The 23,291-nt window shown below is 52.6% G+C and carries 25 protein-coding genes; 12 read left to right on the top strand and 13 right to left on the bottom strand.

Annotated features, from left to right (window positions below):
• The first annotated feature begins 17 nt into the window (after positions 1-17).
• The 8 genes from McpCs1_RS08830 to McpCs1_RS08795 are packed head-to-tail and all read left to right on the top strand — an operon-like array spanning position 18 to position 5,700.
• Positions 18-551 carry a bifunctional cobalt-precorrin-7 (C(5))-methyltransferase/cobalt-precorrin-6B (C(15))-methyltransferase gene (locus McpCs1_RS08830; protein WP_338096889.1) on the top strand — a complete coding sequence of 178 codons (534 nt, stop codon included), beginning with the start codon at positions 18-20 and terminating at the stop codon, positions 549-551.
• Positions 545-1,156, top strand: coding sequence for a cobalt-factor II C(20)-methyltransferase (locus McpCs1_RS08825; protein WP_338096888.1), 612 nt, complete (start codon positions 545-547; stop codon positions 1,154-1,156). The genes McpCs1_RS08830 and McpCs1_RS08825 overlap by 7 nt, the downstream gene beginning before the upstream one ends.
• Positions 1,153-1,866, top strand: a complete 714-nt coding sequence (cobM, locus tag McpCs1_RS08820) for a precorrin-4 C(11)-methyltransferase (RefSeq protein ID WP_338096887.1) — start codon at positions 1,153-1,155, stop codon at positions 1,864-1,866. Before McpCs1_RS08825 ends, cobM begins: the two co-directional genes overlap by 4 nt.
• On the top strand, positions 1,863-2,732 hold the full coding sequence (cbiG, locus tag McpCs1_RS08815; RefSeq protein ID WP_338096886.1) for a cobalt-precorrin 5A hydrolase: 870 nt from the start codon (positions 1,863-1,865) through the stop codon (positions 2,730-2,732). The genes cobM and cbiG overlap by 4 nt, the downstream gene beginning before the upstream one ends.
• A gap of 5 nt (positions 2,733-2,737) precedes the next feature.
• Complete coding sequence (gene cobJ / locus McpCs1_RS08810; RefSeq protein WP_338094715.1) at positions 2,738-3,499, top strand: precorrin-3B C(17)-methyltransferase; 762 nt, start codon at positions 2,738-2,740, stop codon at positions 3,497-3,499.
• Positions 3,447-4,109 carry a precorrin-8X methylmutase gene (locus McpCs1_RS08805; protein ID WP_338096885.1) on the top strand — a complete coding sequence of 221 codons (663 nt, stop codon included), beginning with the start codon at positions 3,447-3,449 and terminating at the stop codon, positions 4,107-4,109. The genes cobJ and McpCs1_RS08805 overlap by 53 nt, the downstream gene beginning before the upstream one ends.
• Complete coding sequence (locus McpCs1_RS08800) at positions 4,106-5,125, top strand: cobalt-precorrin-5B (C(1))-methyltransferase (protein WP_338096884.1); 1,020 nt, start codon at positions 4,106-4,108, stop codon at positions 5,123-5,125. Before McpCs1_RS08805 ends, McpCs1_RS08800 begins: the two co-directional genes overlap by 4 nt.
• On the top strand, positions 5,122-5,700 hold the full coding sequence (locus McpCs1_RS08795) for a cobalt-precorrin-7 (C(5))-methyltransferase (RefSeq protein WP_338096883.1): 579 nt from the start codon (positions 5,122-5,124) through the stop codon (positions 5,698-5,700). Before McpCs1_RS08800 ends, McpCs1_RS08795 begins: the two co-directional genes overlap by 4 nt.
• A 316-nt stretch (positions 5,701-6,016) precedes the next feature.
• On the opposite strand, the gene alaS is transcribed toward McpCs1_RS08795, so the two are convergent.
• Positions 6,017-8,755: an alanine--tRNA ligase gene (gene alaS / locus McpCs1_RS08790; protein ID WP_338096882.1), complete on the bottom strand. Its 2,739-nt coding sequence runs from the start codon at positions 8,753-8,755 to the stop codon at positions 6,017-6,019.
• A gap of 387 nt (positions 8,756-9,142) precedes the next feature.
• Between alaS and serS the strand changes: the two genes are divergently transcribed.
• Positions 9,143-10,420 (top strand): serine--tRNA ligase, encoded by a 1,278-nt coding sequence (gene serS / locus McpCs1_RS08785; protein WP_338096881.1) that lies wholly within the window; start codon positions 9,143-9,145, stop codon positions 10,418-10,420.
• 92 nt (positions 10,421-10,512) lie between these two features.
• On the opposite strand, the gene McpCs1_RS08780 is transcribed toward serS, so the two are convergent.
• On the bottom strand, positions 10,513-11,538 hold the full coding sequence (locus McpCs1_RS08780; protein WP_338096880.1) for an NOG1 family protein: 1,026 nt from the start codon (positions 11,536-11,538) through the stop codon (positions 10,513-10,515).
• 52 nt (positions 11,539-11,590) lie between these two features.
• Here McpCs1_RS08780 and McpCs1_RS08775 point away from each other — a divergent pair, with 52 nt between their 5' ends.
• On the top strand, positions 11,591-12,469 hold the full coding sequence (locus McpCs1_RS08775) for a CBS domain-containing protein (protein ID WP_338096879.1): 879 nt from the start codon (positions 11,591-11,593) through the stop codon (positions 12,467-12,469).
• A gap of 512 nt (positions 12,470-12,981) precedes the next feature.
• Positions 12,982-13,233 carry a PRC-barrel domain-containing protein gene (locus McpCs1_RS08770; protein WP_338096878.1) on the top strand — a complete coding sequence of 84 codons (252 nt, stop codon included), beginning with the start codon at positions 12,982-12,984 and terminating at the stop codon, positions 13,231-13,233.
• 62 nt (positions 13,234-13,295) lie between these two features.
• Here McpCs1_RS08770 and McpCs1_RS08765 read toward each other — a convergent pair whose 3' ends face one another.
• Complete coding sequence (locus McpCs1_RS08765) at positions 13,296-13,979, bottom strand: phosphoglycolate phosphatase (protein WP_338096877.1); 684 nt, start codon at positions 13,977-13,979, stop codon at positions 13,296-13,298.
• Positions 13,980-13,995: 16 nt separating this feature from the next.
• Positions 13,996-14,988, bottom strand: coding sequence for a DNA repair and recombination protein RadA (gene radA, locus McpCs1_RS08760; protein WP_338096876.1), 993 nt, complete (start codon positions 14,986-14,988; stop codon positions 13,996-13,998).
• Between the two features lie 781 nt (positions 14,989-15,769).
• On the opposite strand from radA, the gene McpCs1_RS08755 reads away from it, so the two are divergent.
• Positions 15,770-15,955 (top strand): hypothetical protein, encoded by a 186-nt coding sequence (locus McpCs1_RS08755; protein WP_338094748.1) that lies wholly within the window; start codon positions 15,770-15,772, stop codon positions 15,953-15,955.
• A 4-nt stretch (positions 15,956-15,959) separates the two neighbouring features.
• Here McpCs1_RS08755 and McpCs1_RS08750 read toward each other — a convergent pair whose 3' ends face one another.
• From McpCs1_RS08750 to McpCs1_RS08710, 9 genes are all read right to left on the bottom strand, one after another.
• Positions 15,960-17,255, bottom strand: coding sequence for a hypothetical protein (locus tag McpCs1_RS08750; protein ID WP_338096875.1), 1,296 nt, complete (start codon positions 17,253-17,255; stop codon positions 15,960-15,962).
• Positions 17,256-17,257: 2 nt separating this feature from the next.
• Entirely contained in the window at positions 17,258-18,559 is a 1,302-nt protein-coding gene (gene lysA / locus McpCs1_RS08745; RefSeq protein ID WP_338096874.1) for a diaminopimelate decarboxylase, read from the bottom strand.
• A gap of 1 nt (position 18,560) precedes the next feature.
• Positions 18,561-19,718 carry an LL-diaminopimelate aminotransferase gene (locus tag McpCs1_RS08740; protein ID WP_338096873.1) on the bottom strand — a complete coding sequence of 386 codons (1,158 nt, stop codon included), beginning with the start codon at positions 19,716-19,718 and terminating at the stop codon, positions 18,561-18,563.
• Between the two features lie 519 nt (positions 19,719-20,237).
• Complete coding sequence (locus McpCs1_RS08735) at positions 20,238-20,435, bottom strand: hypothetical protein (protein ID WP_338094744.1); 198 nt, start codon at positions 20,433-20,435, stop codon at positions 20,238-20,240.
• Entirely contained in the window at positions 20,432-20,935 is a 504-nt protein-coding gene (locus tag McpCs1_RS08730) for a hypothetical protein (protein WP_338096872.1), read from the bottom strand. Before McpCs1_RS08730 ends, McpCs1_RS08735 begins: the two co-directional genes overlap by 4 nt.
• Positions 20,932-21,180 (bottom strand): hypothetical protein, encoded by a 249-nt coding sequence (locus tag McpCs1_RS08725; protein ID WP_338096871.1) that lies wholly within the window; start codon positions 21,178-21,180, stop codon positions 20,932-20,934. The genes McpCs1_RS08730 and McpCs1_RS08725 overlap by 4 nt, the downstream gene beginning before the upstream one ends.
• Positions 21,173-21,718 carry an HNH endonuclease signature motif containing protein gene (locus tag McpCs1_RS08720; RefSeq protein WP_338096870.1) on the bottom strand — a complete coding sequence of 182 codons (546 nt, stop codon included), beginning with the start codon at positions 21,716-21,718 and terminating at the stop codon, positions 21,173-21,175. The genes McpCs1_RS08725 and McpCs1_RS08720 overlap by 8 nt, the downstream gene beginning before the upstream one ends.
• Positions 21,715-22,194, bottom strand: coding sequence for a hypothetical protein (locus McpCs1_RS08715; RefSeq protein WP_338096869.1), 480 nt, complete (start codon positions 22,192-22,194; stop codon positions 21,715-21,717). Before McpCs1_RS08715 ends, McpCs1_RS08720 begins: the two co-directional genes overlap by 4 nt.
• Positions 22,195-22,533: 339 nt before the next feature.
• Positions 22,534-22,746, bottom strand: a complete 213-nt coding sequence (locus McpCs1_RS08710; protein ID WP_338096868.1) for a hypothetical protein — start codon at positions 22,744-22,746, stop codon at positions 22,534-22,536.
• Positions 22,747-23,291 lie beyond the last annotated feature (545 nt).

Here is a 23,291-nt window from a genome sequence, read left to right as displayed (position 1 = left end):
GAGAACGGAGATCAGAAATGGAACTACCCGGAGGACCAACACAACCGGAAGTGATGGCAGTATCACTCGCAAAACTCGGCGTACGGCAAGGTGACACCGTCGCTGACATCGGCTGCGGAACCGGCACGGTAACCAAAGAACTTGCACATCTTGCAGGGCCAAGAGGCCATGTGTATGCGGTTGACCGGAGAGCTCTCGCAATTACCTGCACCAAAGAGACGTGCGAGGGAATGACGACAGTCGAAACAGTCGAAGGAGAAGCAATGGAGTTTCTCTCCTCTCCCCGCAAAAAAATCGACTGCGCCTTCTGCGGAGGAAGCCGCGACATTGCCGAGATCATCACCAGACTCGATGCAGAAGGATGCCGGAGCATTGTCGTGAATGCGGTTTTGATCGAGACCGTAGTTGAGGCGATGCATACCATGCAGAGTCTTGGAATATTCCAGGAAGCCGTTCACTTACAGATCTCCAGATCCTACGAACTTGTGGAGCGCATTATGTTCAAACCGATAAATCCCATCTATATCATACACGGAGGTAAAAAATGCTGACCGCGGTCGGCCTTGGCCCGGGAGACGCAGACCTCCTGACCCTCAAAGCAGTCAGGATTCTTGAAGAAGCTGACACCGTATTTGTTCCGGGCGGCATCGCCTGCGAGCTGGTCAAACCCTACGCCAAACAGATCGTTACTCTTGAGTTCCCCATGACCCGCGACGAATCGGTCATCACGGAATGCATGCAGCGTAACGCTGAAAAAATCGCGCCCGCAGCAAAAGCAGGCAAAGCGGTCTTCGGTCTGATTGGCGACCCAAACTACTACTCAACGTTTTCAAGGCTCGCTGAGATGGTGAGAGAGTCCTACCCAGGCCTTGAAGTGGAAACAGTTCCCGGCATCAGCTCCATCACGGCAGTCGCCTCGCATGCAAAAATTCCCGTGAACGGTGCGTTCCTCGTAACTGACGGGCCAACATCCCCTGCCACAAAAATTCTGATGAAGGTAACAAAACCAAAGGAGGCCGCAGGCCTGCTGGAAGCTGAAGGTTACAATGACTTCATCGTGGTTGAGCGGATGTATATGGAAGGCGAGTGCGTCCATCGCGGAACGCTGCCGGAGAAAACCAACTACTTCTCGATCATGATTGCGAGGAAGGTATGAAGTACTATATTGTAGGCGCAGGATGTGGCGACCCCGGCCTCATCACGGTCAAAGGAATGGATTTGCTGAAACAAGCCGACGTTCTCATCTATGCAGGCTCTCTCGTAAATCCTGAACTGGTAGCGCAGTCTCCTGCCTCCCTCAAACTCGACTCATGGGGTATGAAGCTTGAGGAGATTACCTCAGTCATCGCAGAAAATGTTCGCGCCGGAAAATTTGTCGTGCGGCTGCACTCAGGCGACCCGGCAATTTACGGCTCGATCGTTGAACAGATTGCCCCTCTTGAAGAGGACGGCATTCATGCAGAAATTATTCCGGGCGTCTCTTCAATGTTTGGTGCGGCAGCTGCTTTGCAGACCGAGTACACCCTTCGGGGAGTCTCTGAGTCGGTGATCGTCACGCGGTCGGCAGGCCAGACGCTGGACTCAGACCAACTTGCCGAACTTTCCGCCCACGGAACAACGATGGTGATCTTTTTGTCAACCGGCCACATCGACTCGGTGATGCAGAAGCTCAGGCGTCCATCAGACACACCGGTCGCTGTCGTCTATCATGCCTCCTGGCCTGATCAGAAAATTGTCCGCGGAACGATTGCAACGATTGCAGAAAAAGTTCACGAGGAAGGCATCGAACGCTCCGCTCTCATCATTGTGGGAGACGTTGTCGAAGGAATCAAAGCAGCCTACACCAACTCACATCTCTACGGATGACTACAGCTGTCGTTGTTCTGAACCGATTTCTTTCATCAGGAGAAAAAATCGCGAAACATCTTGAAGCAGAGCTGGTGCCGTACAGGGAAAACGTGTTCGCCGAACTCTATGTCAGCGTGGACGTAATCGTTGCCGTCATGTCAGCAGGCATTGCAGTCAGAGGATGCGCTCCCCTCTTAACCGACAAATGGCATGACCCGGCAGTTGTCGTGGTAACACCTGACCTCAAGTACGCGATACCGGTTCTCGGCGGTCATCACGGCGGCAATCTCTGCGCAAAACGTCTTGCAGAGATTGGGATTGAACCAGTCATCTCAACGGCGACCGAGACACTCGGCAGGCCGTCGGTGGAAGAGACCGCACGGCTCGAGGACCTCGCAGTCGTCAACCGCTCCTCAACCCGTGAGGTGAACGGCGCGATCCTTGACAGCGAAGTTCCAATCGTGCGGGTAAATCCTCCGCACATCGTCATCGCAAATCCGGGAGTTTCAGTTCTCGTCAACAGTTCACCCTACGTGATTGGTATCGGCTGCCGGCTTGGCACAACCGCTGAAGAAATCCTCGCAGCAATCGACTCTGCATGCAAAACTGCGGATGTATCGCTTGCGGACGTGACGATATTTGCCACAACCGTAAAAAAATTTCATGAGGCCGGACTTCATGAGGCTGTCAGGTCCTTATCCGGCAATCTCATCTTTTTGGATGACGAAACAGTTAACGCACAAGTACCGCAGAGTCCGTCCCGCGCGGAGATGCTGGGACTTGCGGGCGTTGCCGAGCCCTGTGCTCTGGCTCTCGCAAAGTCAGGAACTCTGATACTGAACAAGACCGTCTATGGCCGCGTCACCATTGCCATAGGACAATAATAATCATGGGAACTCTCTGGATCGTAAGCTCAGGACCCGGAAGTCTGCAACAACTGACTCCGGCCGCAATCAAGGCAATCGCCACAGCCGATGTGATCATCGGCAACGCGTTTTACCTCGAGATGCTTGAACCGCTCATAAGGAATAAACAGGTCATCAGAAGCTCGATGGGAAAAGAGGTTGACCGTGCAAAAGAAGCCGCACGCCTCGCAGCAGACCATAATGTGGCAATGATTACCGGCGGCGATGCCGGCGTCTACGGTATGGCAAGCATTGTGCTCGAAGTTGTTGAGCACGAGTTCCCGAACACTGACGTTGAGGTGATTCCGGGAGTAACCGCGGCTACTGCGGCTGCTTCACGTCTCGGCTCACCGCTTTCCGGAGACTATGTAACCCTCAGCCTGTCGGATCTGTTAACACCCTGGGAGATGATTGAAAAGCGGCTGAACCTTGCGTTCCAGATGGGCGTGCCGGTCGCACTTTACAATCCAAAGAGCAGGGGACGGCCGCTGAACCTTGGGAAAGCGATCAATATTGCCATGCAGTACCGCTCGCCCGAGACGCCTGTTGGTGTGGTGAAGAATGTGTTCCGTGACGGCGAAGAGGCGTTCTGCGTGACACTTGCATCGCTTGGAGAAAATGATGAACTGGTTGACATGCACTCGATTTTAATCATCGGCGGCGAAGAAACCAGATTCTGGGAGGATAACGGAGATGTCAAAGGAATTATTACACCCCGCGGTTACCACCGAAAGTACGTATACTGATATCGGCGCTGATACGCCGGAGGGATTTTCGATCTCTTCGCGCAGCAGAAGTCTGGCGCGTGAGATGGTTGGCAATGCAACGCCAGAAGACCGCATTCGTCAGAGATGTTCGATTGCTGTCGGCGACTGGGCAATGGCGGACCTCCTGCGGTTCGAGAATGATCCAATCACCGCAGGTCTTGCGGCGATCAAATCAGGCGCTCCGATCTTCACCGATATCAGAATGGTTCTGACCGGCATTCAGAAGCGCGGCCACTCATGCAGTGTGGAGTGTGCGCTGGATTACGGCGCAGATATCTCGGAAAGACTTGGCATCACCCGCAGCTCGGCAGGTTTTGTCGCTCTGAAAGAACGACTCGCCGGATCGATCGTGGTTATTGGAAATGCACCGAGCGCTCTTCTGACGGTCTGTTCGTTTGTGGATGAGGGCATATGTCCGGCACTGATTGTGGGAACACCGGTCGGGTTTGTGAATGCGGCAGAGTCAAAGGAGATTCTCCGCACGAAAAACGTGCCGTCAGTTTCAAACGTTGGCACTCGCGGAGGAACGCCGATCGCGGTTGCGTCGCTGAATGAAATTATTACGATGTTTGCAGAACAGCAGAAATGATCGATCCGGTAAGCGGTTTTCCCTATCCTGAGGCTTGGGTTGCACAATGTGACGAGCCCGCGGCCCTCGAACTTGCCGAGAGCGGCGTTGGGGTTCTGACGGCGAATGGAACTGTGCTCCGCCGCGGGTTTACGACCGGAACGACCGCGGCCGCAGCAGCGTTTGCTGCGGTCGCGTCACTTCATGGAGAAGATATCGCCGAGGCGGAGATTACTCTTCCCTGCAATATTATGGCAAACGTTCCGGCAAAGGGACGCAACGGACGCGGCGAGGCACGAAAGTTTGCCGGCGATTATCCAGATGATATCACGGCAGGTATTCTGATCTGTGCAGAAGCAAAGCCTGCTGATGCAACGACGCTCATCGCGGGAGAGGGAATCGGCAGGTTCAGCCGCGCAACTCCCCGCTATGCAGAAGGCGAACCTGCAATCAGTCCTCAGGCACGTGATGAGATTTTGTCGGCGATCGAATCTGCATGCCGTGCGGCAGGCATTGCGGCAGCAGAAGTCCTGCTGACGATTCCAGACGGACGACGTATCGGTGCCCTGACGCTGAATCCGAAAGTCGGCGTGCTTGACGGTATCTCAGTTGTCGGGACAACAGGTTTTGTGGAACCCTGGGATGATCATCTGACCGAGACGCTTGCCGAGCGGATCTCGGCGGCGAAAGATGTAGTGATTACGACCGGACGAACCGGTCTGCGGTTTTCCCGCCTGCTGTTTCCGGACTACGAGGTGGTGCTTGCGGGTTCAAAGATCAGTGAAGCGCTTGCCGCAGCAGCGAGTTGCCGGAACGTTGTCATCTGCGGACTGCCTGGCCTGATTTTAAGATTCTTTCATCCGGAAACTGCGACCTCGCGGGGATTTGCAACGGTTGAGGAACTGATGGCGTCTCAACAAGGACCTGCAGCGCTTGCTGCTGAGGTGGCGGATGCAAAACGCCGATATTCAAATCTGCGAATTGTGATTATCGATCGCTCTGGCGCGGTCCTGATCGATTCGGAGGAGGAATCATGATTATTGTCGGAGTTGGAGCAGGAACTGGCATGCTGACAGAAGAGGGGATTGCAAAAATTCGTGCGGCGAAGTTGATCTATGGGTCCGACCGGGCGATTGAACTGGCAAAACCTTACGCAGCAGTTGATGCGGAACTGATTGAGATAACCGACTACAAGGCTCTCCGCACGCTTCCAGACGACGCGGTCGTTTTGTCGACCGGTGATCCGCTCATGGCAGGACTCGGGTATCTGCCAGGCGAAGTAATTCCTGGAATTTCTTCGATGCAGGTGGCATTTGCACGATTGAAGGCATCATGGACGAATGTTGCGGTAGTGAATGCCCATGGAAAGGATCATGCGTCAGCGATTTCTCGTGCGGTAGCCGATGCTGCGGCAGGCCACTCGGTGTTTGTGATCGCGGACCCGGACTTTTCGGTTGCCGAACTTGCCAAGGCTCTAACTGCGGTGTCTGCTGATATGCGGATTGCGGTCTGTGAGGATCTTGGGTATTCGTACGAGCGCGTTGCTGAAGGGACAGTTGTTCAGCCGCCGGACGTGCGGAGCAGATTGTTCTGCGTGGTTGTCGGGTACTGATTTTTTTGTATGAGATTTTAAAACGCGAATCGCATGCCTGCGGCCTGCTCACCGCTTTGCACGCCGTTCCGTCGTGCTCACTGCTTCGCAGCTTCGCGGAATAACGCGAATAAAAAATCGCCAATGGCAATTTTTGAGATTTACAAAAATAATTTATTTTCATACAGATGCATCCGTTATGAGACACACAGACAATTTATTTTTTAAAAAATCGCCATTGGCGATTTTTTTATTCGCGTAATTCGCGTTTCAAAAATAACATCGCGTAATTTCTACTAAAAAAAATCTGAGGGGAAAACCCCTCACAAAAAAATACTCAGAGCCAGGCAGAAACCAGCTCTTCCGCTTTCGTCAATGCTGCCGGAACTGCTAAAGCGTCCACGCCCGCACCCTGTGCGAGGCTCTCCTTTCCGCCGCCCTTGCCGCCAAGAACAGCACAGACCTCAGAGACCAGCTTACCGGCATTCACCTTCTCAGGAACACCAGATGACGCCACAACCCCAACACCGTCAGCTGTTGTGATCAAAACCGCAACGCCGCCGCGGCCTGCAACCGCGCCCGCAACTGTTACCAGCTCTTTTCTTGAAACATCCACCTGCTTCACCACCACCTCAACGCCTGAAACTGTCACACCCTCAAGACGTGACAACTCAAGCTCAGCAATCTTCGCACGCAGACGCTCGATCTCCTTTCGCTGATCCTTCCACTCAGAGAAGAACCGCTCAACCGAACTCGGCAGATTTTCAGTCTGCACCGACAGCGTATCAGCAGACGCTGCAAGAAGCGTCTGAAGATGCTGCATCGCATCAAGTGCTGCAAACCCTGCCGCAAACTCAATACGCTCAACACCATCCTGAATATGCTCAAGCCGCAGAAGTTTTATCGGGCCGATCTCACCTGTGCTCTGACAGTGCGTTCCCGCACATGCCTGAACCTCAGCACCCATCTGAACCACACGCAGCTCTTTTCCTGGCGGAACACCGCCCTGATACAAAGCAAACCCGAACTTCTGCTCAGCTTTCGTTCGCGGCTCCACCTTGATCATAACCAGCAAATTCTCCATCACCAGACGGTTTGCCACAATCTCGATCTGCTTCAGCTGCTCAGGCGTGATATGCGTATAATGCCTGATATCTAACCGTGCCGCATCGGTTGAAAGCTGCGATCCAGCCTGATGAACATGGGGGCCGAGAATCTCCTTTGCCGCACGCAGGATAACGTGGGTTCCTGAGTGGTGACGCATCAGTGCCCAGCGTCGCTCCTCGTCAACGACGCCCTTAATCCGGTCGCCGCGTTTCAGACCCTGTGTCCGCACTTTGTGCAGAATCACATCGTCTGACTTCAGCACCTCATCAACCCGAACCATCGCGTCTGTGCTGACGAACGTACCGGTATCAGACGGCTGACCTCCGCCTTCGGGGTAGAACAGCGTGTGATCCAGAATCACATACTCATCGATGACATCAATGATCGTTGCCTCAAACTCCATATCGCTCGGCCGTTCATAGTAGCTCTTGCGGGTTGCCGGAAGAACCGCGATCCGTTCTGCATACTTTGCAAGCGGGGACTCGGGTTTTTCTCCCTCGTTTTCCGAGTGCATATCTGCAATCTGGGAGTCGAAGTCGTCAGGAATCTCAAACTCTGCACCAGTTTCGGTCAGAATCTTCTTCATCAGCTCAACTGGAATGCCGTGCGAGTCATACAGCGTGATAAGCTCGTCAAGCGGAACCGGTTGGCTCTTCTTGACATAGTTCTGGCCGATGCGCTGAACCGTGCGGGTTCCTCGCTCAATCGTTGCATCGTACTTCTCAACCTCGCGGCTGATGATCTCGCGAACGATTGACGGCTCCTGTTCAAACTGGGAGAGACCGATCTTTTCCATCTGTGCGATAATGAGATCGCCCAAGTCCTCGTCCACGCCTGCTTCCTGCATCATTCTGATGCTGCGGCGCAACACGAGCCGTGCAAGATAGCCTTCGCGAACATTGGATGGAACGATTAAGTCGCCGAGCATGTAGGCAAGGCAGCGGGTGTGGTCACAGAGAGCATAGATGTTCTCCATGGGGATGATGATCTCTTCGAGCTTTGTAAGGGAAACACCAGTCGCGTCAGCAACCTTCTGTCGGAGATCGCGGATCTTTTCTCCGCGAATGTCCATGAGTCCGGCGAACTTTGCGTTCATGCCGAGAATGCGGGCGACTTCCGGGTTGTCGAGCGTGTCTTCCATGCCGGCAGAGTTCAGCAGTCGCGGAATCATCTCCGGGAAGACTGCGTCGTATGCTGTCGGCGTTCCCTGCGATGCCCAGGCGAACCGTTCCAGACCGTATCCGGTATCTACGATTCGAAGCGGCATCTCATAGTAGTCTTTGCCGTCAATCATGACCTGTGGTTTGCCGGAGTTTTTGCGGGACAGGTTCATGAAGACGAGCGTTGCAACCTCGAGTCCGCCCATGAGGACTTCAACGCTTGCTCCTGCATTTCCTCCGCCGAACCAGGGGTTTTCCTTGAAGGTGAGATTGTTTAAGTCACCGCCGATTGATTCGATGAAGCCGCTGCACAGTTCTACGCAGTGGTCTTTCCAGTAGATGGTATTTTCGTCGGTGTTAAACGCGTGATGTGCCATCATCTCAAAGCAGGTGAAGTGGCGGCCTGACCGTCCGACGTTGTCGAGGTCGTTTAACCGGATACACGGCTGGGAGATGGTTAAGGGGTTTGCCGGAGGAGGGCAGACTCCGCTCGTCACGTACGGCTGGAAGTCGGCGATGGATGCGATAGTTAAGTAGATGTCATCACGCCATCGTGCGGCTACTGGGTATCTGCCGACGCGAGTATGGCCGTTTTTCTCGAAGTAGGAGAGGTATGCCTCACGCATTTCTTCGACGGTGTGTCTTTTGAACAGAGGGTTGCCTATGAACTGGTAGGGTTCGCACGGAGCGTCGCCACAGATCTCACGCTCGGGGTCCCGTGTCCAGAACGGCATTCCGCATTTTTTACAGATTTTGCGGACAAATCCTTCCCGCTTGAAATAGTCAAGCTGATATTCATTCTCAAGCATGAAGAAACCACTAATTGAGGTTAATAACCACTATAGGTTGGTCTGGAGGTGAGATAATAATTCGCTTCGGAAATGTTGTGTGTCTTTGATTTTGCTCCGCCCACGGAAAATCAGAACACACGGAAATCTCACGGAAAAACGTCACGGAGCAGACGTGAACAGCACGGAAATATTTCTGATACTTCGTATCAAGTTCTCCGATGAAAGTAGATTGAGATTTAATTTTCATACCAAATATCGTTTTAAAATTGTAAGTTCCGTGATGTTCACGCCTCTCAGTGATGTTTTTATTTCCGTAAAAATCCGCACTCTCCGTTTTTCCGTGGGCGGCTCATGAGTAAATATACAAATCCTCTTCATCTTCAACCGCATATAATGATGCCAAGTATGCTGGATATCAAATTTGTCCGGGCGCATCCGGAGGTTGTTCGTGCGGACTTGGAAAAACGCCACGACACCGAGAAACTTGCATGGGTCGATACCGTTCTTGAACAGGACAAACTGTTCCGCGAACTCACCGTAAAAAATAATGAACTGCGGGCACGCAGAAACACGATTGCCAAAGAGATCAACGCGGCCAAAAAGTCCGGAGAGGATCCGGCCCCGCTGTTTGCCGAAGCAAAAGCGCTGCCGCAGAGAATCAAAGACAACGACGACATCATGGAAAAAGCAACCGAACAGGTTCGCTACTACCTGATGCGGCTGCCGAACATTCTGCACGAATCAGTTCCGTACGGCAAAGACGACACGGAAAATGTCGTGATTCGAACTGTCGGCACTCCGAAAAAGTTCGAGTTCGAACTCGTCAACCATGGAGAGCTTGCCGTCCGCAACAACTGGGCTGACTTTGAACGTGCCACTAAAACTTCAGGCGCAGGATTTTACTTCCTGAAAGGCAACCTCGCCATGCTCGACCTTGCCCTGCAGCGGTTTGCGCTTGACCTGCTTATCGCCAAAGGCTATACTCCGATCATTCCGCCGTACATGCTGAACCGCAAATCCTACGAGGATGTAACCGATCTCGCAGACTTTGAGAAAGTGATGTATAAGATTGACGGCGACGACGAGTATCTGATCGCAACCGCCGAACACCCGATGGCTGCCATGTATCAGGATGAGATCTTTGAGGAAAAAGATCTGCCTTTGAAGATGGTCGGCATCTCTCCATGTTTCCGCCGCGAGATCGGAGCGCACGGTCTTGACTCACGCGGTCTTTTCCGCGTCCACCAGTTTACCAAGGTCGAACAGTTCATCTACTGCATGCCGGAGAACTCCTGGGAGATGCAGGAAGAACTTCTCGCAAACTCTGAAGAGCTGTTCACCAAGCTCGGACTTCCGTATCATGTGGTCAACATCTGTACCGGAGATATCGGTATTGTTGCTGCAAAGAAGTACGATATCGAGGCATGGATGCCGAGAGACAACGAGTACCGTGAAGTTGTCTCCTGCTCGAACTGTACTGCATATCAGGCATGCCGCTTAAACATCCGCGTCCGCGATGCGCATGACTTTGAGTCCAAGCAGTATCTGCATACCCTGAACTCAACGGCGATTGCAACGTCGCGTGCCCTTCGCTGTATTCTGGAAAACTATCAGACCGAAAACGGCAGAGTCGAGATTCCAAAAGTCCTGCGCCCATATATGCAGAATCTGGAATATCTCTGATTTATTTTTCTTTTTTTGTGTTGTTTTACTTCGAGTAACCACACAGATAAAAATTGCATCGTGCGAGTCAGATTCAAAAAAATAAAAAAAAATTAGTAATCAGTCTTCATCTCGGAGCGGCCGCCGCGACGCTTCATCTCAGGCATCGGCAGCTCACTGCGGATATCAACAATCTCATCATGCATCAGCTCGCCGCGCAAGCGGAGAAGCTCGGCAAGAACCTCTTCCACTCCCTCGCCCGACACCGTTGACATATTAAAGCGGCCTTCCGTCTTCTTGAGATCAGACTTGTTGACAACCGTAATCATCGGGACCGACACAATACCTGCAATCTCATCATGAAGTTTTTCCTGTGCCTCAACCGAGTAACCGCAGTGCTCGCTCGCATCAATCACAAACAGCACCAGATCCGCAACATACACCAGAGCATTCAGCGCCTGCTTCTCAATCACATTGCGCTCCTCATCGGTCCGGTCAAGAAGACCCGGCGTATCGATGAACTGAATACGCCTTCTTCGCTCCGCATTCCGGTGGCCGACAATGACTCCTTTCGTTGTAAACGGATACGACGCAATCTCAGGCTCCGCAGTTGAGACCAGACGAATGAACGACGACTTGCCCACATTCGGATAGCCTGCAACCACAATCGTAAACTCATCCGCACTGATAACCGGCAATTTCCGAAGCACATTTCTTACATCATTCAGGTAGCGGAGAGCCTCATCCGAGCGGTGCACAATGGATGCAATTCGCGCGACCGCACGCCTGCGTTCCGTCAGCGAATCCGCACGCCGCATCCCGCGGGAGATGCTCTTTCCTACATCACGCACATTCTTCGCAGCCCAGCCGACCATGCCGAGAGCTTTCCTGAGATTATCCATGCCGAACAGAATATCGCACAGGTCACGATAAAATGGCGGCAGCTGCTCAAACTCTGGAAAGCTCTGAATGATACTGACCAGTTTATCATGCGTTGCCTGGGTAATGGCACGAACGAACTCCTCGTCTGCCCGGCTTTTACTGCCGCTTTTCTCCTGCATCTTTTTTGCAGCACGACGGAAGCTGCGGTCCAGAAGCTCCTCGGCGGTGGGGACGGTGGGGATATTATCAAAATACATTTTCGTTGAATCACTCGATTTCTTTATTAGGGTGGCGCTCTGAACAATCAGTATGGATTTGTCACTGATCCAAAAAGATATCCTTATTACTCTTATCTCGCTTTATCATCAATATTCGCATCCGATAAAAGGAGAAGAAATAGCCGATATCATCAAGCGTAATCCCGGAACGGTGCGCAATCAGATGCAGGCTCTCAAAGCGCTGGGTCTGGTGGACGGCGTTCCCGGACCCAAAGGAGGGTATCATCCAACCGCACGCGCCTACACCGAGCTGCATGTAACCGCTGACGACTCGGAGAGCGAGGTCGCGATTTTACGCAATGGAGAGGTCACGGAGGGCGTGCGGGTGAATGAGATCGATTTTACCACGCTCACGCATGCTGACCTCTGTCATGCGCTGATCAAGGTCATCGGCAATGTCAGAGTGTTTGAGGTTGGTGACAAAATTACGATCGGCCCAACACCGGTCAACAAGCTTCTGATCAAAGGAGAGGTCTTTGGGAAGGATGAGATCAACAGCGCTCTTTTGATCTCAACTTCAGAGATGACCTCTCTTCCAAAACTTGCGATCAGAGAGTATATGACAAGCCCCTTGATCGCTCTTGAGACCGATATGACGATCGCGTATGCGATGAAGACGCTTTTACAGCGAAGGATTCACGGCGCTCCGGTCATTGAAAACGGCCAGCTGCTGGGAATTGTTACGCAGACCGATATTGTTGCGGCAATCGACCGCGGGCTTGCGATGGAAGAATCCGTGGGCGAGATTATGGTGCGTAATGTGGTAACCATCCCGGGCGATATGCGGCTGTATGAGGTCATCCGCAGGTTTAAGGAGCAGGATATCGGACGGGTTATTGTGATGGATGAGGAGAAGCCGATCGGTATTCTCACGCACTCGGATATTATTCGGGTGTTTCCGACACTGTGAAATTATTTCGTCGTTCCGCCCACGGAAAACACGGAGCAGACGTGAACTGCACGAAATTCAAAAGTATTTTTTTTTATTTTTTTATGTCATGAAAATATTTCTGCGATAATTTTTCCAGATAGGAGTTACGCGGTGATGAACTTCATTGTTTGGGATTTTCTGTAGGTGGTCTCGCTCGGAATAACCACGGAATGCACAGAAAAATAAGGAGATCGAATTTTTTGTATGTGGCCTCGCTTGGAGTAACCACGGAAAACCGAAGACAGAGAAACCCTTTCTTCTTATGCTATTTCATTTCGCGTAACTCCTATTCAGAAAAATTTCCGAAACAAAACCAATAAAATATTTTATGATATACAATAATTCATTTCCGTGAAGCTCTGTGTGTTCCTGCGAAGCAGTGAGCAGGCCGAAGGCATGCGAATCGTGGGCGGAGCAGAACAAAAGATGCGAAGCCAGTACATTCAAAACTGATAAATACTTTCGTCCTCAATACAAAACTACTGATTACAATGAAGAGCGAGCAGTTTACCCATTCTATCCGAAAAAAGAGAGTGATGAGCACTGATGGAAAAATTATCGGTCAGATCAAGAACATTTCTTTTGACAGTGCGACCGGGCAGCTGCTGAATCTTTTGGTGCGCCCTGACCAGATGTTTGACACATCAGGATACAAACTCGACGGCGATGCGATTACTCTGCCGTTCGAGGCGGTAAAAGACATCACTGACTATATTGTCGTTGACCGTTACATGCTGCGATAAAGCAGCGATTTTACAATAGTATTTTCTCCAAATTTTGGCTGGAGAATCTCTTCATGATTTTTTCAGGGGAAGTACCTGGCAAGAGCGTCAGCTGTTCCTTCGCCGAACGGTTTACTCATAACAAAGTCTGCGGCAGCCCGTGCTTCAGGTCCGGCATTTGCCGGGGTAACGGCGATGCCTGCCGCTTTCAGCATGGAGACATCGTTGATCGAGTCTCCTGCGGCAAGAAAGTCTGCGGGCACAAGTCCCATGAGTTCTGCGAGTTTTTCAAGAGCCGCACCTTTCGAGAGTCCTTCCGACTGGAGATGAATGGCAAAACCGGTGTCAACTACCTGTACCGGCATATCTGCAAGTAGTTTTTTTATTTCGTCAACGTCAGCGTCGCGGGCAAATGCGACGTCAGAGTACCGGTAGTCATTGCTGTAGAGACGAAGTTCCTCGCCTTTCGGCTGGAATGTGTCGATGATTTTCTGATATGCGGCAAAACAAAGTTCGCGGTCTCCGGCCGAGTGGCGGTCGCCAGTATAGCCGTGACGGTAGACTCCGCCGTTTTCTGCGATCACGTCGCCTTCGGTTCCGATCATTTTGGAAAGAGCATCGATAAAACAGAGGGTGTTGCCGGATGCGAGAACTACCGGAATGCCTGCATCCACAACTCTGCGGATCTCTTCAACCGCACGAGTGGAAAGACGACGACGGTCATCAGTGAGAGTTCCATCGATGTCGGTGATGAAGGCTTTGGGCATGAAAAATATATTTGGGTCAGCAGGATTTGATACCTGCGGTTTCGACCATAAACGTGGCCTCGCCTTCAGGAAGATTCGGGCTGTCCACAAGTCTTGCGATACGTTTTCCTGCCTTGCTTTTGCGCAGATACAGTCTGAACGTCGCCGAGTGGCCAACGATGTTTCCACCGATTGGTTTGGTCGGGTCACCGAAGAAGACGCCCGGATTTGACATGACCTGATTTGTCACAACAGCGACTGCGTTTAAGTCGTCCACCAGCTTGAAGAGGTCGTGCAGGTGACGGTTCAGCTTCTGCTGGCGGCCTGCAAGGGTTCCGCGGCCTGCATACTCTGCACGGAACAGACCGGTCAGAGAGTCGACAATTACCAGCTTTACCGGCATATCGCTGTCCTTCAGCTCATTGGAAAGATCGCGGGCCGAGTCGATCAGGAGCATCTGATGGTCCGAACTGTGAGCACGGGCGACATGGATGTTTGCGAGGAAATCTTCCACGCTCGGAATCTCATAACCTTCGGGGACCGGTTTTTCAAACTCGAGGCCCGCAACCATCTGTTCGATACGCTCAGGACGGAAGGTATTTTCCGTATCGATATACAGACAGCTGCCGCCAAGACCGCCGACCTCGCGGGGAAGCTGGCAGTTCACCGCAAGCTGGTGAACGATCTGCGACTTTCCGGAACCAAACTCACCATAGAACTCGGTGATCGCCTGCGTCTCAATGCCGCCGCCTAAAAGCTCGTCCACCTCAGGAACAAATGTACTGAGTTTGAGAATCTCCTGACGGCGTGCAAGAACATCAGTTCCGGTTTTGAACCCGCCGATATCTGCGATCTCGCGTGCGGCTTTGATGATCTTTTTTGCCGTTGACTCACCGATCTCTGCTGCCTCGGAGAGGTCGACGGGTGCTGCGGTTGCAATGCTTTCAACAGTGATGTAGCCTGCTTCACGAAGGCGGTCGGCAGTTGCCGGTCCAACGCCCGGGATGTCCTCAATATCAGTTGCTGTCATATCTTCTTTTCTCCTTTCTTTGATGTTGTTGAGATATACTATTAACATCGACAGACCGGCATATAAACCCCAGACCGCGTGGGGTGAAAGTGCTCCTTTTTGTCTTCATCAGCTTTGATCATACATTCGTTTATTGGTGAATACAGTTTGGGATTGGTCAGCTCCGCCCACGGAAAAGCGGAACACACGAAAAAAACATCACGGAGCAGACGTGAACAGCACGGAAATTTCACAAAAAAAGATCATAGAGCAGACAAGGACATAACAAAAATTCCAATAGAAGTTACGCGGTGATGAGTTTCATTGTTTGGAATTTTTCTGTAGGTGGTCTCACTTGGAGTAACCACGGAACACACTGAACACACGGAATTCCACGGAAAAAAAAACACAGAATACCGCTTCGCTTACGGAAAACACGGAAAGCCTAAGAAAGTTGGCATCTCAAAGCGGTGACAGATACACGATACCCGTACACTTAGGCTTTCCGTGTTTTCCGTAAGCGAAGCGGTATTCTGTGTTTTTTTTCCGTGGAATTCCGTGTGTTCAGTGTGTTCCGTGGTTACCCCAAATAAAATCAAGGACGGAGAATCCCTTTTTCTTATGGTATTTCATATCGCGTAAGTCCTATTCCAAAATAATTTTTCTTCCGTGATGTTCACGTCTGCTCCGTGATGTTTTTCCGCGTATTCCGATTTTCCGTGGGCGGAGCAACAAAGCACGACCAAGCACGCAAATAGTCACCATCCATACCCTCATATGCAATCTCATCACACCCTAAACTATGCCAGAAACCAACGACGCATCCTTCAAATCCGCACTGCTCAGCGCAGCAGGAGATCTCGCAAAAAATCCGGTCATTGGGCCGGTCATCGAACAGGTAGCCTACGACTTCCTCTCCTCACCCGAATGCCGCGACGCATTCGCCGCATATGCCAAAAGACGGATAAAAGAAAAAGTAGGACTCTGAAAAATCAGAGCCGCAAAAGCCGCTCGCGAAGAGCGGCTGGCGAAAGCTCCTCGACCTCTGCCTCCTCAACCAAGATGCGGGAGTTTGTGCACAACCCGGAAACTCTCGCCATCGCTGCCGGAGGAAGTTTGGTATCACCGGAAAGAATCCGGGCGCATGTACCGTCATCAATCGTCAGTCCTTCCGCTCGCGGGATTATCATGCCTGCGGCGGTTCCAAAAACTCCCGTGCCCTCGCGTCCCCGCAGAACCGAACCGCGCCCGATCGACAGCTCAATCTCGCCGTATTTGTTCAGCTTCGCCTGAGCATTGATGACCTCCAGCAGATCTCCGGCAACGACTGCGGCGTCCGCAGCCTCGTTCCAGCAGGCAACATTGACAAAGGATGTGCCTTTCTCGCTGCCGAGCCGAATATTTTTCACGCGGGATTCGTTCCCGCGTCTGGTAACAAACGTCCTGACCTGCGAAGCAGAAAGTGCAACGCCCGTGACAACAGAGGTCTGGCCTTCGACGACATCTCCTGCATCGCAGGAGAGGACAGATATGTCGGCATGCGGCGTTATCACCACATTGTCGCCTGCCACGTACTCAACCACATCCTCCTCCTCTTTTCTGGTAAGACCCGCAAAACTCACGGACATTCCCTCTTCGAGTTCCTCGAAAAGTTCGGGCGACCAGGTGATAATCCGTGCCGTGCCGGATGAATCGCCGACAATTATCTCCAGAAGCTCAGACATCGAACCATCACGTCGGGGAATCTCGCGAACCGGTGCGATAAAAAGAATTTTTGCTGCGAGCGGGACCGTCATCGCCTCAGACTTCGGCGGCCGCTTCGTCTCAACGATTCGAACCTGACTGGGCCTAAGAGCTGCGCACGTCACCTCGTTCCGGTATCCGGAACGAGGTTTTGCAATCACCTCAACAACTGAGCCTACCTCAAGCTCAGAGACTGCCGCGGCCTGCGCATCCCAGAGCGTCATCTTCACGGTTCCCGTCGGATCGCCGAGAATCATCGAGGCGACGAGTCCCGGCTCAGCCTCCTCGCCCTCTCTCCCTCCCCCTCCCTCGCGGGAAAACTCGCGGGGAGGAGTTACCTCCAGAATTTTTCCAAAAAAAGACACGAGTGCGGTCGTGGTGCTTTTGATCGCACCGATTCGAATATGGCTTCGACCAAGCTCCTCCACCACCAGCATAGCGGCGCAGACTTCGTCAACTGCGCCGCAAAGCTGCTCGCACTTGTTCTCCACCCGCTCATCAAACGCTTCTTTGGTCAGCAGGTCGGAGACAAGTGCGTAATGCATGATTATTTCCTGTGCCAGGACGGGTAAACAACCGTTGCCGTCATGTCCTCATAGGTTTCGGCACGACGCATCAGTTCAGCCTTATCGCCGTTCACGAGAACCTCAGGACACCGCGGACGACTGTTGTACTGCGAAGACATCGCATAGCCATATGCTCCTGCATCGAGAACCGCGACGATATCGCCGGTCACGGTTTCCGGGAGATTCCGGTCTGCTGCAAGAATATCGCCGGTCTCACAGATCGGGCCGGTAACGGTTGCCGTAATTTTTGCGGGAGCGTCGGCTTTGTTTGCAACAATGACCTCATGCCAGGAGTCATACATCGCCGGACGGATGAGGAGATTGAATCCTGCGTCCACGTTGATGAAGGTCTTGTGAACGCGTTTGACCGAGTTGACCTTGGTCAGAAGAACGGTCGACTCGCCCACCATCCAGCGTCCGGGCTCGACCCAGAACGCAGGAGAGATTCCTGCTTCTTTGCAGGCCGCAACAAACACCGGCATAACGGCTGCTGCATACTCTTCCGGAGTTGGAGCCTTGTCAGGGTTTTCTCCGCGGTGATAGGGAATGCCGAGTCCTCCGCCGAAGTCGACGAACTCCAGCTTCACGCCGAGTTTGGTTACCTCTTTTGCCACCTTCATCATGACGCCGCAGGCGATTGCGAACGGCTCGATCTCAAGGATCTGGGATCCGATATGGCAGTGCATGCCGACCGGAGTGATGTACTTGCAGGCGAGGGCTTCCTTATATGCGTCAAGAATCATTTCAGCAGGAATGCCGAATTTGCTGTTTTTGATGCCGGTTGCAATTTTTGGATGGGTCGGGACGTTGATCTCCGGGTTGATACGGAATCCGATCTTGACCGGTTTTTTCAGTTCCTGCGTGATTGCGTCAAGCTGGCGGAGTTCGTCGACAGAATCGACCGAGATTTTGATGCCGTGTTCTACTGCGGCACGGAGGTCTGCTTGGGTTTTTGAACTGCCGTTGAAGAGCAGTTTGTCGGCCGGCATGCCGCCTTCAAGGGCTGCACGCAGTTCGCCGAGCGAGAAGACGTCAGCACCCGCACCTTCGCGTGCGAGGGTCTGGATGAGGACCGGATTTTCGTTTGCTTTTGCGGCGTAGAGCAGCTGGACGTTGTCGACGTATTTTTTGAGGGCTGCTTCAAAGCGGCGGTAGTTTTTGATCACATGGCGTTCGTTGGTGATATAGAGCGGGGTCCCGAACTTTTCGGCGAGTTGAACAGTGTCAACGTCGCCGCAGTAGAGGTGGCCGCTTTTGATTGCGAGGGATTCCGGGAGTTTCATTTCAGGTACCTGTGATGCCGAGTTTTTTCATGCGTTCGATTGCTTCGTTGATGCGTGCGACCGGTCTCGTAATGGCGAAGCGGACGTAGCCTTCGCCGTTTGGTCCAAATCCGGTTCCGGGGGTGACAACGATTCCTGCTTCGTTGATCATTTTTGAGGTGAACTCAACTGCGTTTGGAACTTTCATCCAGACGTAGAACGTTGCCTTTGGGACATGGACTTTGAATCCGAGGGACTGTAAACCTGCGACGAGTGCGTCGCGGCGTTCCTGATAGATGGCACAGGCTTGCGCCACGCAGTCCTGGGGACCTGTCAGTGCGGTGATTGCGGCACGCTGGATTGCGTCGAATGCGCCTGAGTCGATGTTGGTTTTGACGCGGCCGAATGCGCCGATGAGGTTGGCGTTGCCGACTGCCATGCCGATACGCCATCCGGTCATGTTGTAGGTTTTGGAGAGTGAGTGGGTCTCGATACCGACATCCATTGCTCCGCTTGCTTCAAGGAAGGAGGGGGCGATGTAGCCGTCGTAGGAGATTTCGGAGTAGGCGTTGTCATGGACGACGATGATGTTGTGGTTTTTGGCAAATTCTACGGTTTCGTCGAAGAATTTCATGGGGGCTACTGCGCCGGTAGGGTTGTTCGGGTAGCCGATGAACATGAGTTTTGCGGTTTTGAGTACGTCTCTTGGGATTGCGTCGTAGTCAGGCAGGAAGTTGTTGCCTTCGAGGAGCGGCATGAGGTGACATTTTCCTTCGGCGAAGAGGGTCGAGGTTTTGTAGACCGGGTAGCCTGGGTCGGATGCGAGGACGTATTCGCCCGGGTTGACGAATGCTTCGGGGATGTGGGCGATGCCTTCTTTGGATCCGATTAAGGCGAGTACTTCTTTGACGGGATCAAGGGTGACGCCGAATCGGTTCTTGTACCACTGGGCGACTGCTTTGCGGTAGTCGAGCATGCCGAGGTAGTCAGGGTAGTGGTGGGTGGATGAGTCGCGGGCTGCTTCGCAGAGCGAGTCAACGATGTGTTTGGGGGTCGGGAGGTCAGGGTCCCCTACACCGAGGTCGATAAGGTCAACGCCTTCGGCACGTTTCTGTGCTTTGATGGCGTCGATCTGGGCAAACAGATAGGGTGGTAAGTTGTCCAGGCGTTTTGCGTACATTATGTAAGTATGTTAGCGTTTGACATAGTTAAGAGTCACGGAAAGGGTGGTGTTTGCTTCGGGAAACTATCCTTGGCCTCGCTTGGAGTAACCACGGAATGCACGGAAATTTCACGGAGCTTCACGGAAATCGCATGCCTGCGGCCTGCTCACCGCTTCGCGGGAATGCACGGAGAACGCCTGCGGCGCCGGATTCGCATGCCTTCGGCCTGCTCACCGCTTTGCGGGAATGCACGGAAGAAATAAGGAGATTGGCATCTCTAAACAATAGCAGACAACACATACTCATACTCTTAATTCTTCCGTGCATTCCCGCAAAGCGGTGAGCAGGCCGAAGGCATGCGAATCCGGCGCCGCAGGCGTTCTCCGTGCATTCCCGCGAAGCGGTGAGCAGGCCGCAGGCATGCGATTTCCGTGAAACTCCGTGAAATTTCCGTGCATTCCGTGGTTACTCCAAGCGAAGCCACATACGAAACCCCCGCTCCCTTATACTATTTCTCAAAAAAATAAAATAAAATTTCACAGCCGAAGCTTCTCCCGCATCTCCTCGGGCACGGAGACAACCGGACGCCTGATGCCGTGCGCTTTGAGAGCACTCTCGACCGAGCTGCGGGAACAGCCGACCCGCACAGAAATCTCCCGCACGGAGAGACCTTCCTGCACATAGCCCCAGAGAATGCGGCGGTCAACCAGCTCGGGATACTGATGCCAGATCATTCTTCCTCCTCGGAAATGCGGATGACGGTGGTTTTACCGGGTTTATACCTAACCCGAACAAAGTTTTCCGCCTCATTTACCGGAAGCTCGCGGAACAGATCGCCGAGATTCACAAACTCCGCGGAGCGAAGCCGCTCAGCGCCCGCAACTTCGCGGGAAAGCTCATACAGCTTTCTTCGTCCCACAAACCGCTCAGCATCGGTTGCACGAATGCGGACGACTGCATCGTAGACCGCGGGAAGAGCCGCACGAAGGGCAGCTCCGTCTACGAATCGAATCGGAACTGCCGGAGTCTGGATGCTGAAAGCATCGGACACCAGATGCTCGTCCTCGATGATCTGAAGAATCTCCTGATGACGGGCGTTGAGTAGTTCTGTGGCCGCGGTCAGAAGATACTCGATCTCCTGATGCCAGTAAGCTGCCGCATAGGCATCTGCTTCAACTTCTGGACAGGGGTAGGCTTTCGCGACACAGTCGAGAAGTTCGCTTGCGAGCTTCATCGTCTGTTGTCTCCTGCCGCTTTCTCCACATTTCGGCTGGTAATGATAGTGTTTGCCTCTCTTCTGCATCGGCAGAAGCTTTGCAGAACATACTGCTCTTCAGAACTGGTGCGGTACGCAAAGCAGCCGCAACGGGGACAGAGCAGAATCGGCTCGGTCGCCGGCAGTTCATCACCGAACTCAGGAATTTTGACGGCGGTCCCGCAGGAGGGACAGGTGTAGATAGTCTCGCGATAGTCAGTCATCAGAGACCCCCTTGTAGGTCTGGCGTTTGACGATGCGGCTGATGGTGCTTGCACAGACGCCGAACTCGCGGGCAAGTTCGGTGAAGGAGGCAGACTCTTCGCGGTGACGTCTGCGGATTTCGCGAACTGCGGGATCATCGAAGAAGCGGATTCGATTCTTTCGGTTTTCTTCGGGCCGAACAAGTCTGAGGTTTTCGAGCCGGCAGTCAAAGCGGTTGTGGTTGATGTGGTCAACTTCAAGTGCGTAATCGACCGGGATTGCGAGGATGCCGTGCGCCGCAAGCCAGATTGCACGATGTTTTCTGACATGGATGCGGACGCCTTTGACGATGACGTCTGCTTCGAGGTAACCGTTCGGTTTTACGCGGAAGGGGACGAGGCGTCCGGTGCGGCGGTTGGTGATCTGGCCGTTCACGAAGTCGTAGATCCATTCACCGGTTGCGTGTTTGTACCATGCTGCGTAGTCGCCTGCGTGGATGAGCGGGGGCGGGGAGTAGCGGGTTGGGGGAGGAGAGATGAGGGAGAGGGCGGTGGTCATGGGTTTTCCTCCAGATAGGTGCGTGTGCGGGTTTCGGTTCGGTATGCGAGGAGTTCAGGTCGGTAGAGGGTTTCGTACTCGCCTGCGAGTAGTTCGAGTTCGCTGGTTTCAGGGACGATGCCGGTTCTGTTGTACATTTCGCTTTTGAGTTCTTCGATGAGTGCTTCAAGGGCGATTTTGCTGCCTTTCATGGCGATTGCAGGGAAGGCGAGTTCGGTGAGGAGTGCGAAGAATACTGTTTCGGCCCGATTTTTGTCGGTTGCGAGTTTGCGGATTTTTTCGATCCATTCTCCGGTGTTGAGTCCGTAGAGTGTGGTTTTTACGGCGGCGGCGATGTATTCGGTGCGGGTGCTGAATCCTGCACTGCGAACGATGTCGTCAAGAAGGTCGTTTTCTTCTTTGGTGAGTATCAGGTAGATGTGTTTTCGCATGATGGTCTCGATGGTGGAGATTTGATGCTTGATGCTTGATGCCACTTCTCACAACTGTTTGGTGAGATGGTGATGGTGGTTTTTTTCTATCCAGATAATACTCACATTTATATATTTTTAGAAAGAAAGATATAACACGAGAGTACTTACGGAGCACTGTTGTGTGTTTTGTGAGTGTGCGGGATTTTTTTTAGTTGTGTGTTTTTGGATTGAGATGTGAGAGATGGTATCTGGTATCTAGCATCATTTTGATGGTTCAAAAAGGGTGAGTGGCCGTGTCGGTTGTTGTCCGATACGGTGATTAGGTGGTGACGACAAATAAGTGAGTGTCTGTTCTGTTTCCTGCTTTGACTCGGGGAATGGGGCAGACGCTGTTTTTTGTTGTCATGGTGCCTTTTTGATCTGGTCGAGTCCTGTTTTGAGGATATGGCGGATGGTGTCGCTTCGTGTCATGCCGGTTGTGCGGATGGTGTTGACGATTTCTGCTGCCATTTCTTCGGTTGTGAGGACATGGATGTTGACGGTGTAGTTCTGGCGGGAGGTTTCCTGCATGAGCTGACCGAGGTTTTTTCGGATTCTTGTTCTCTGATGTGTCATGATGTTATCTATGTCTGCGGCTGTGTGTTTTGTGGGGTGCCGCTTCCCCAGTATTCAATAGGTTCTACTTTGGTTTAACGAGTGGTTTTTCTGACACGTTTTGTTTGGTTTTTGGTGTTTTTGTGCGGTTTGTGTGGGTATGTCCTGCTTTCTGCGGTACTTTTGAGAAGTTCCTGCATCTGCGATTTTTTTCAAATGGCGTAGGCTGTTTTGGAGTGGTTTTTGGTTTGGTTTGATGAGTTTGATCGGGAGTTTGTGTCCCGTTTCCCTGGTTGCACCGGATAGTTTTGTTCCGGTTGTCCTCAGCTGGGAATCCATGATGACATCCGGGCTCAGAGGATCTGTTCGGTCATGATCGTGAGGCTTGTTCGCGGTTGTGTTTCCCTGGGCGGGGTTATGCGACCGGAGCTTTTGTGGGTTGCTGCTGAGGGTTGTTCTTCGTTGGGCACTGGGTTGGTGCGAAAGGAGAGCTGGTACTGATGTGATTTGCGGGGAGAGTATATGAAGGGAGGGGCGCGTGGTGTGAAAGTGCTCGGGAGGGGGGG

The sequence above is a fragment of the Methanorbis rubei genome, from assembly GCF_032714495.1.
Classification (GTDB): Archaea; Halobacteriota; Methanomicrobia; order Methanomicrobiales; family Methanocorpusculaceae; genus Methanocorpusculum; species Methanocorpusculum rubei.
The sequence above is the reverse complement of the archived record's forward strand: the minus strand, read 5'-3'. Positions and strand labels throughout refer to the sequence as shown.

Excerpts from the sequence above, each read along its gene's own strand:
- McpCs1_RS08830 (WP_338096889.1), top strand. The coding sequence starts at position 18 with ATGGAACTACCCGGAGGACCAACACAACCGGAAGTGATGGCAGTATCA.
- McpCs1_RS08825 (WP_338096888.1), top strand. The coding sequence starts at position 545 with ATGCTGACCGCGGTCGGCCTTGGCCCGGGAGACGCAGACCTCCTGACC.
- cobM (WP_338096887.1), top strand. The coding sequence starts at position 1,153 with ATGAAGTACTATATTGTAGGCGCAGGATGTGGCGACCCCGGCCTCATC.
- cbiG (WP_338096886.1), top strand. The coding sequence starts at position 1,863 with ATGACTACAGCTGTCGTTGTTCTGAACCGATTTCTTTCATCAGGAGAA.
- cobJ (WP_338094715.1), top strand. The coding sequence starts at position 2,738 with ATGGGAACTCTCTGGATCGTAAGCTCAGGACCCGGAAGTCTGCAACAA.
- McpCs1_RS08805 (WP_338096885.1), top strand. The coding sequence starts at position 3,447 with ATGTCAAAGGAATTATTACACCCCGCGGTTACCACCGAAAGTACGTAT.
- McpCs1_RS08800 (WP_338096884.1), top strand. The coding sequence starts at position 4,106 with ATGATCGATCCGGTAAGCGGTTTTCCCTATCCTGAGGCTTGGGTTGCA.
- McpCs1_RS08795 (WP_338096883.1), top strand. The coding sequence starts at position 5,122 with ATGATTATTGTCGGAGTTGGAGCAGGAACTGGCATGCTGACAGAAGAG.
- alaS (WP_338096882.1), bottom strand. The coding sequence starts at position 8,755 with ATGCTTGAGAATGAATATCAGCTTGACTATTTCAAGCGGGAAGGATTT.
- serS (WP_338096881.1), top strand. The coding sequence starts at position 9,143 with ATGCTGGATATCAAATTTGTCCGGGCGCATCCGGAGGTTGTTCGTGCG.
- McpCs1_RS08780 (WP_338096880.1), bottom strand. The coding sequence starts at position 11,538 with ATGTATTTTGATAATATCCCCACCGTCCCCACCGCCGAGGAGCTTCTG.
- McpCs1_RS08775 (WP_338096879.1), top strand. The coding sequence starts at position 11,591 with ATGGATTTGTCACTGATCCAAAAAGATATCCTTATTACTCTTATCTCG.
- McpCs1_RS08770 (WP_338096878.1), top strand. The coding sequence starts at position 12,982 with ATGAAGAGCGAGCAGTTTACCCATTCTATCCGAAAAAAGAGAGTGATG.
- McpCs1_RS08765 (WP_338096877.1), bottom strand. The coding sequence starts at position 13,979 with ATGCCCAAAGCCTTCATCACCGACATCGATGGAACTCTCACTGATGAC.
- radA (WP_338096876.1), bottom strand. The coding sequence starts at position 14,988 with ATGACAGCAACTGATATTGAGGACATCCCGGGCGTTGGACCGGCAACT.
- McpCs1_RS08755 (WP_338094748.1), top strand. The coding sequence starts at position 15,770 with ATGCCAGAAACCAACGACGCATCCTTCAAATCCGCACTGCTCAGCGCA.
- McpCs1_RS08750 (WP_338096875.1), bottom strand. The coding sequence starts at position 17,255 with ATGCATTACGCACTTGTCTCCGACCTGCTGACCAAAGAAGCGTTTGAT.
- lysA (WP_338096874.1), bottom strand. The coding sequence starts at position 18,559 with ATGAAACTCCCGGAATCCCTCGCAATCAAAAGCGGCCACCTCTACTGC.
- McpCs1_RS08740 (WP_338096873.1), bottom strand. The coding sequence starts at position 19,718 with ATGTACGCAAAACGCCTGGACAACTTACCACCCTATCTGTTTGCCCAG.
- McpCs1_RS08735 (WP_338094744.1), bottom strand. The coding sequence starts at position 20,435 with ATGATCTGGCATCAGTATCCCGAGCTGGTTGACCGCCGCATTCTCTGG.
- McpCs1_RS08730 (WP_338096872.1), bottom strand. The coding sequence starts at position 20,935 with ATGAAGCTCGCAAGCGAACTTCTCGACTGTGTCGCGAAAGCCTACCCC.
- McpCs1_RS08725 (WP_338096871.1), bottom strand. The coding sequence starts at position 21,180 with ATGACTGACTATCGCGAGACTATCTACACCTGTCCCTCCTGCGGGACC.
- McpCs1_RS08720 (WP_338096870.1), bottom strand. The coding sequence starts at position 21,718 with ATGACCACCGCCCTCTCCCTCATCTCTCCTCCCCCAACCCGCTACTCC.
- McpCs1_RS08710 (WP_338096868.1), bottom strand. The coding sequence starts at position 22,746 with ATGACACATCAGAGAACAAGAATCCGAAAAAACCTCGGTCAGCTCATG.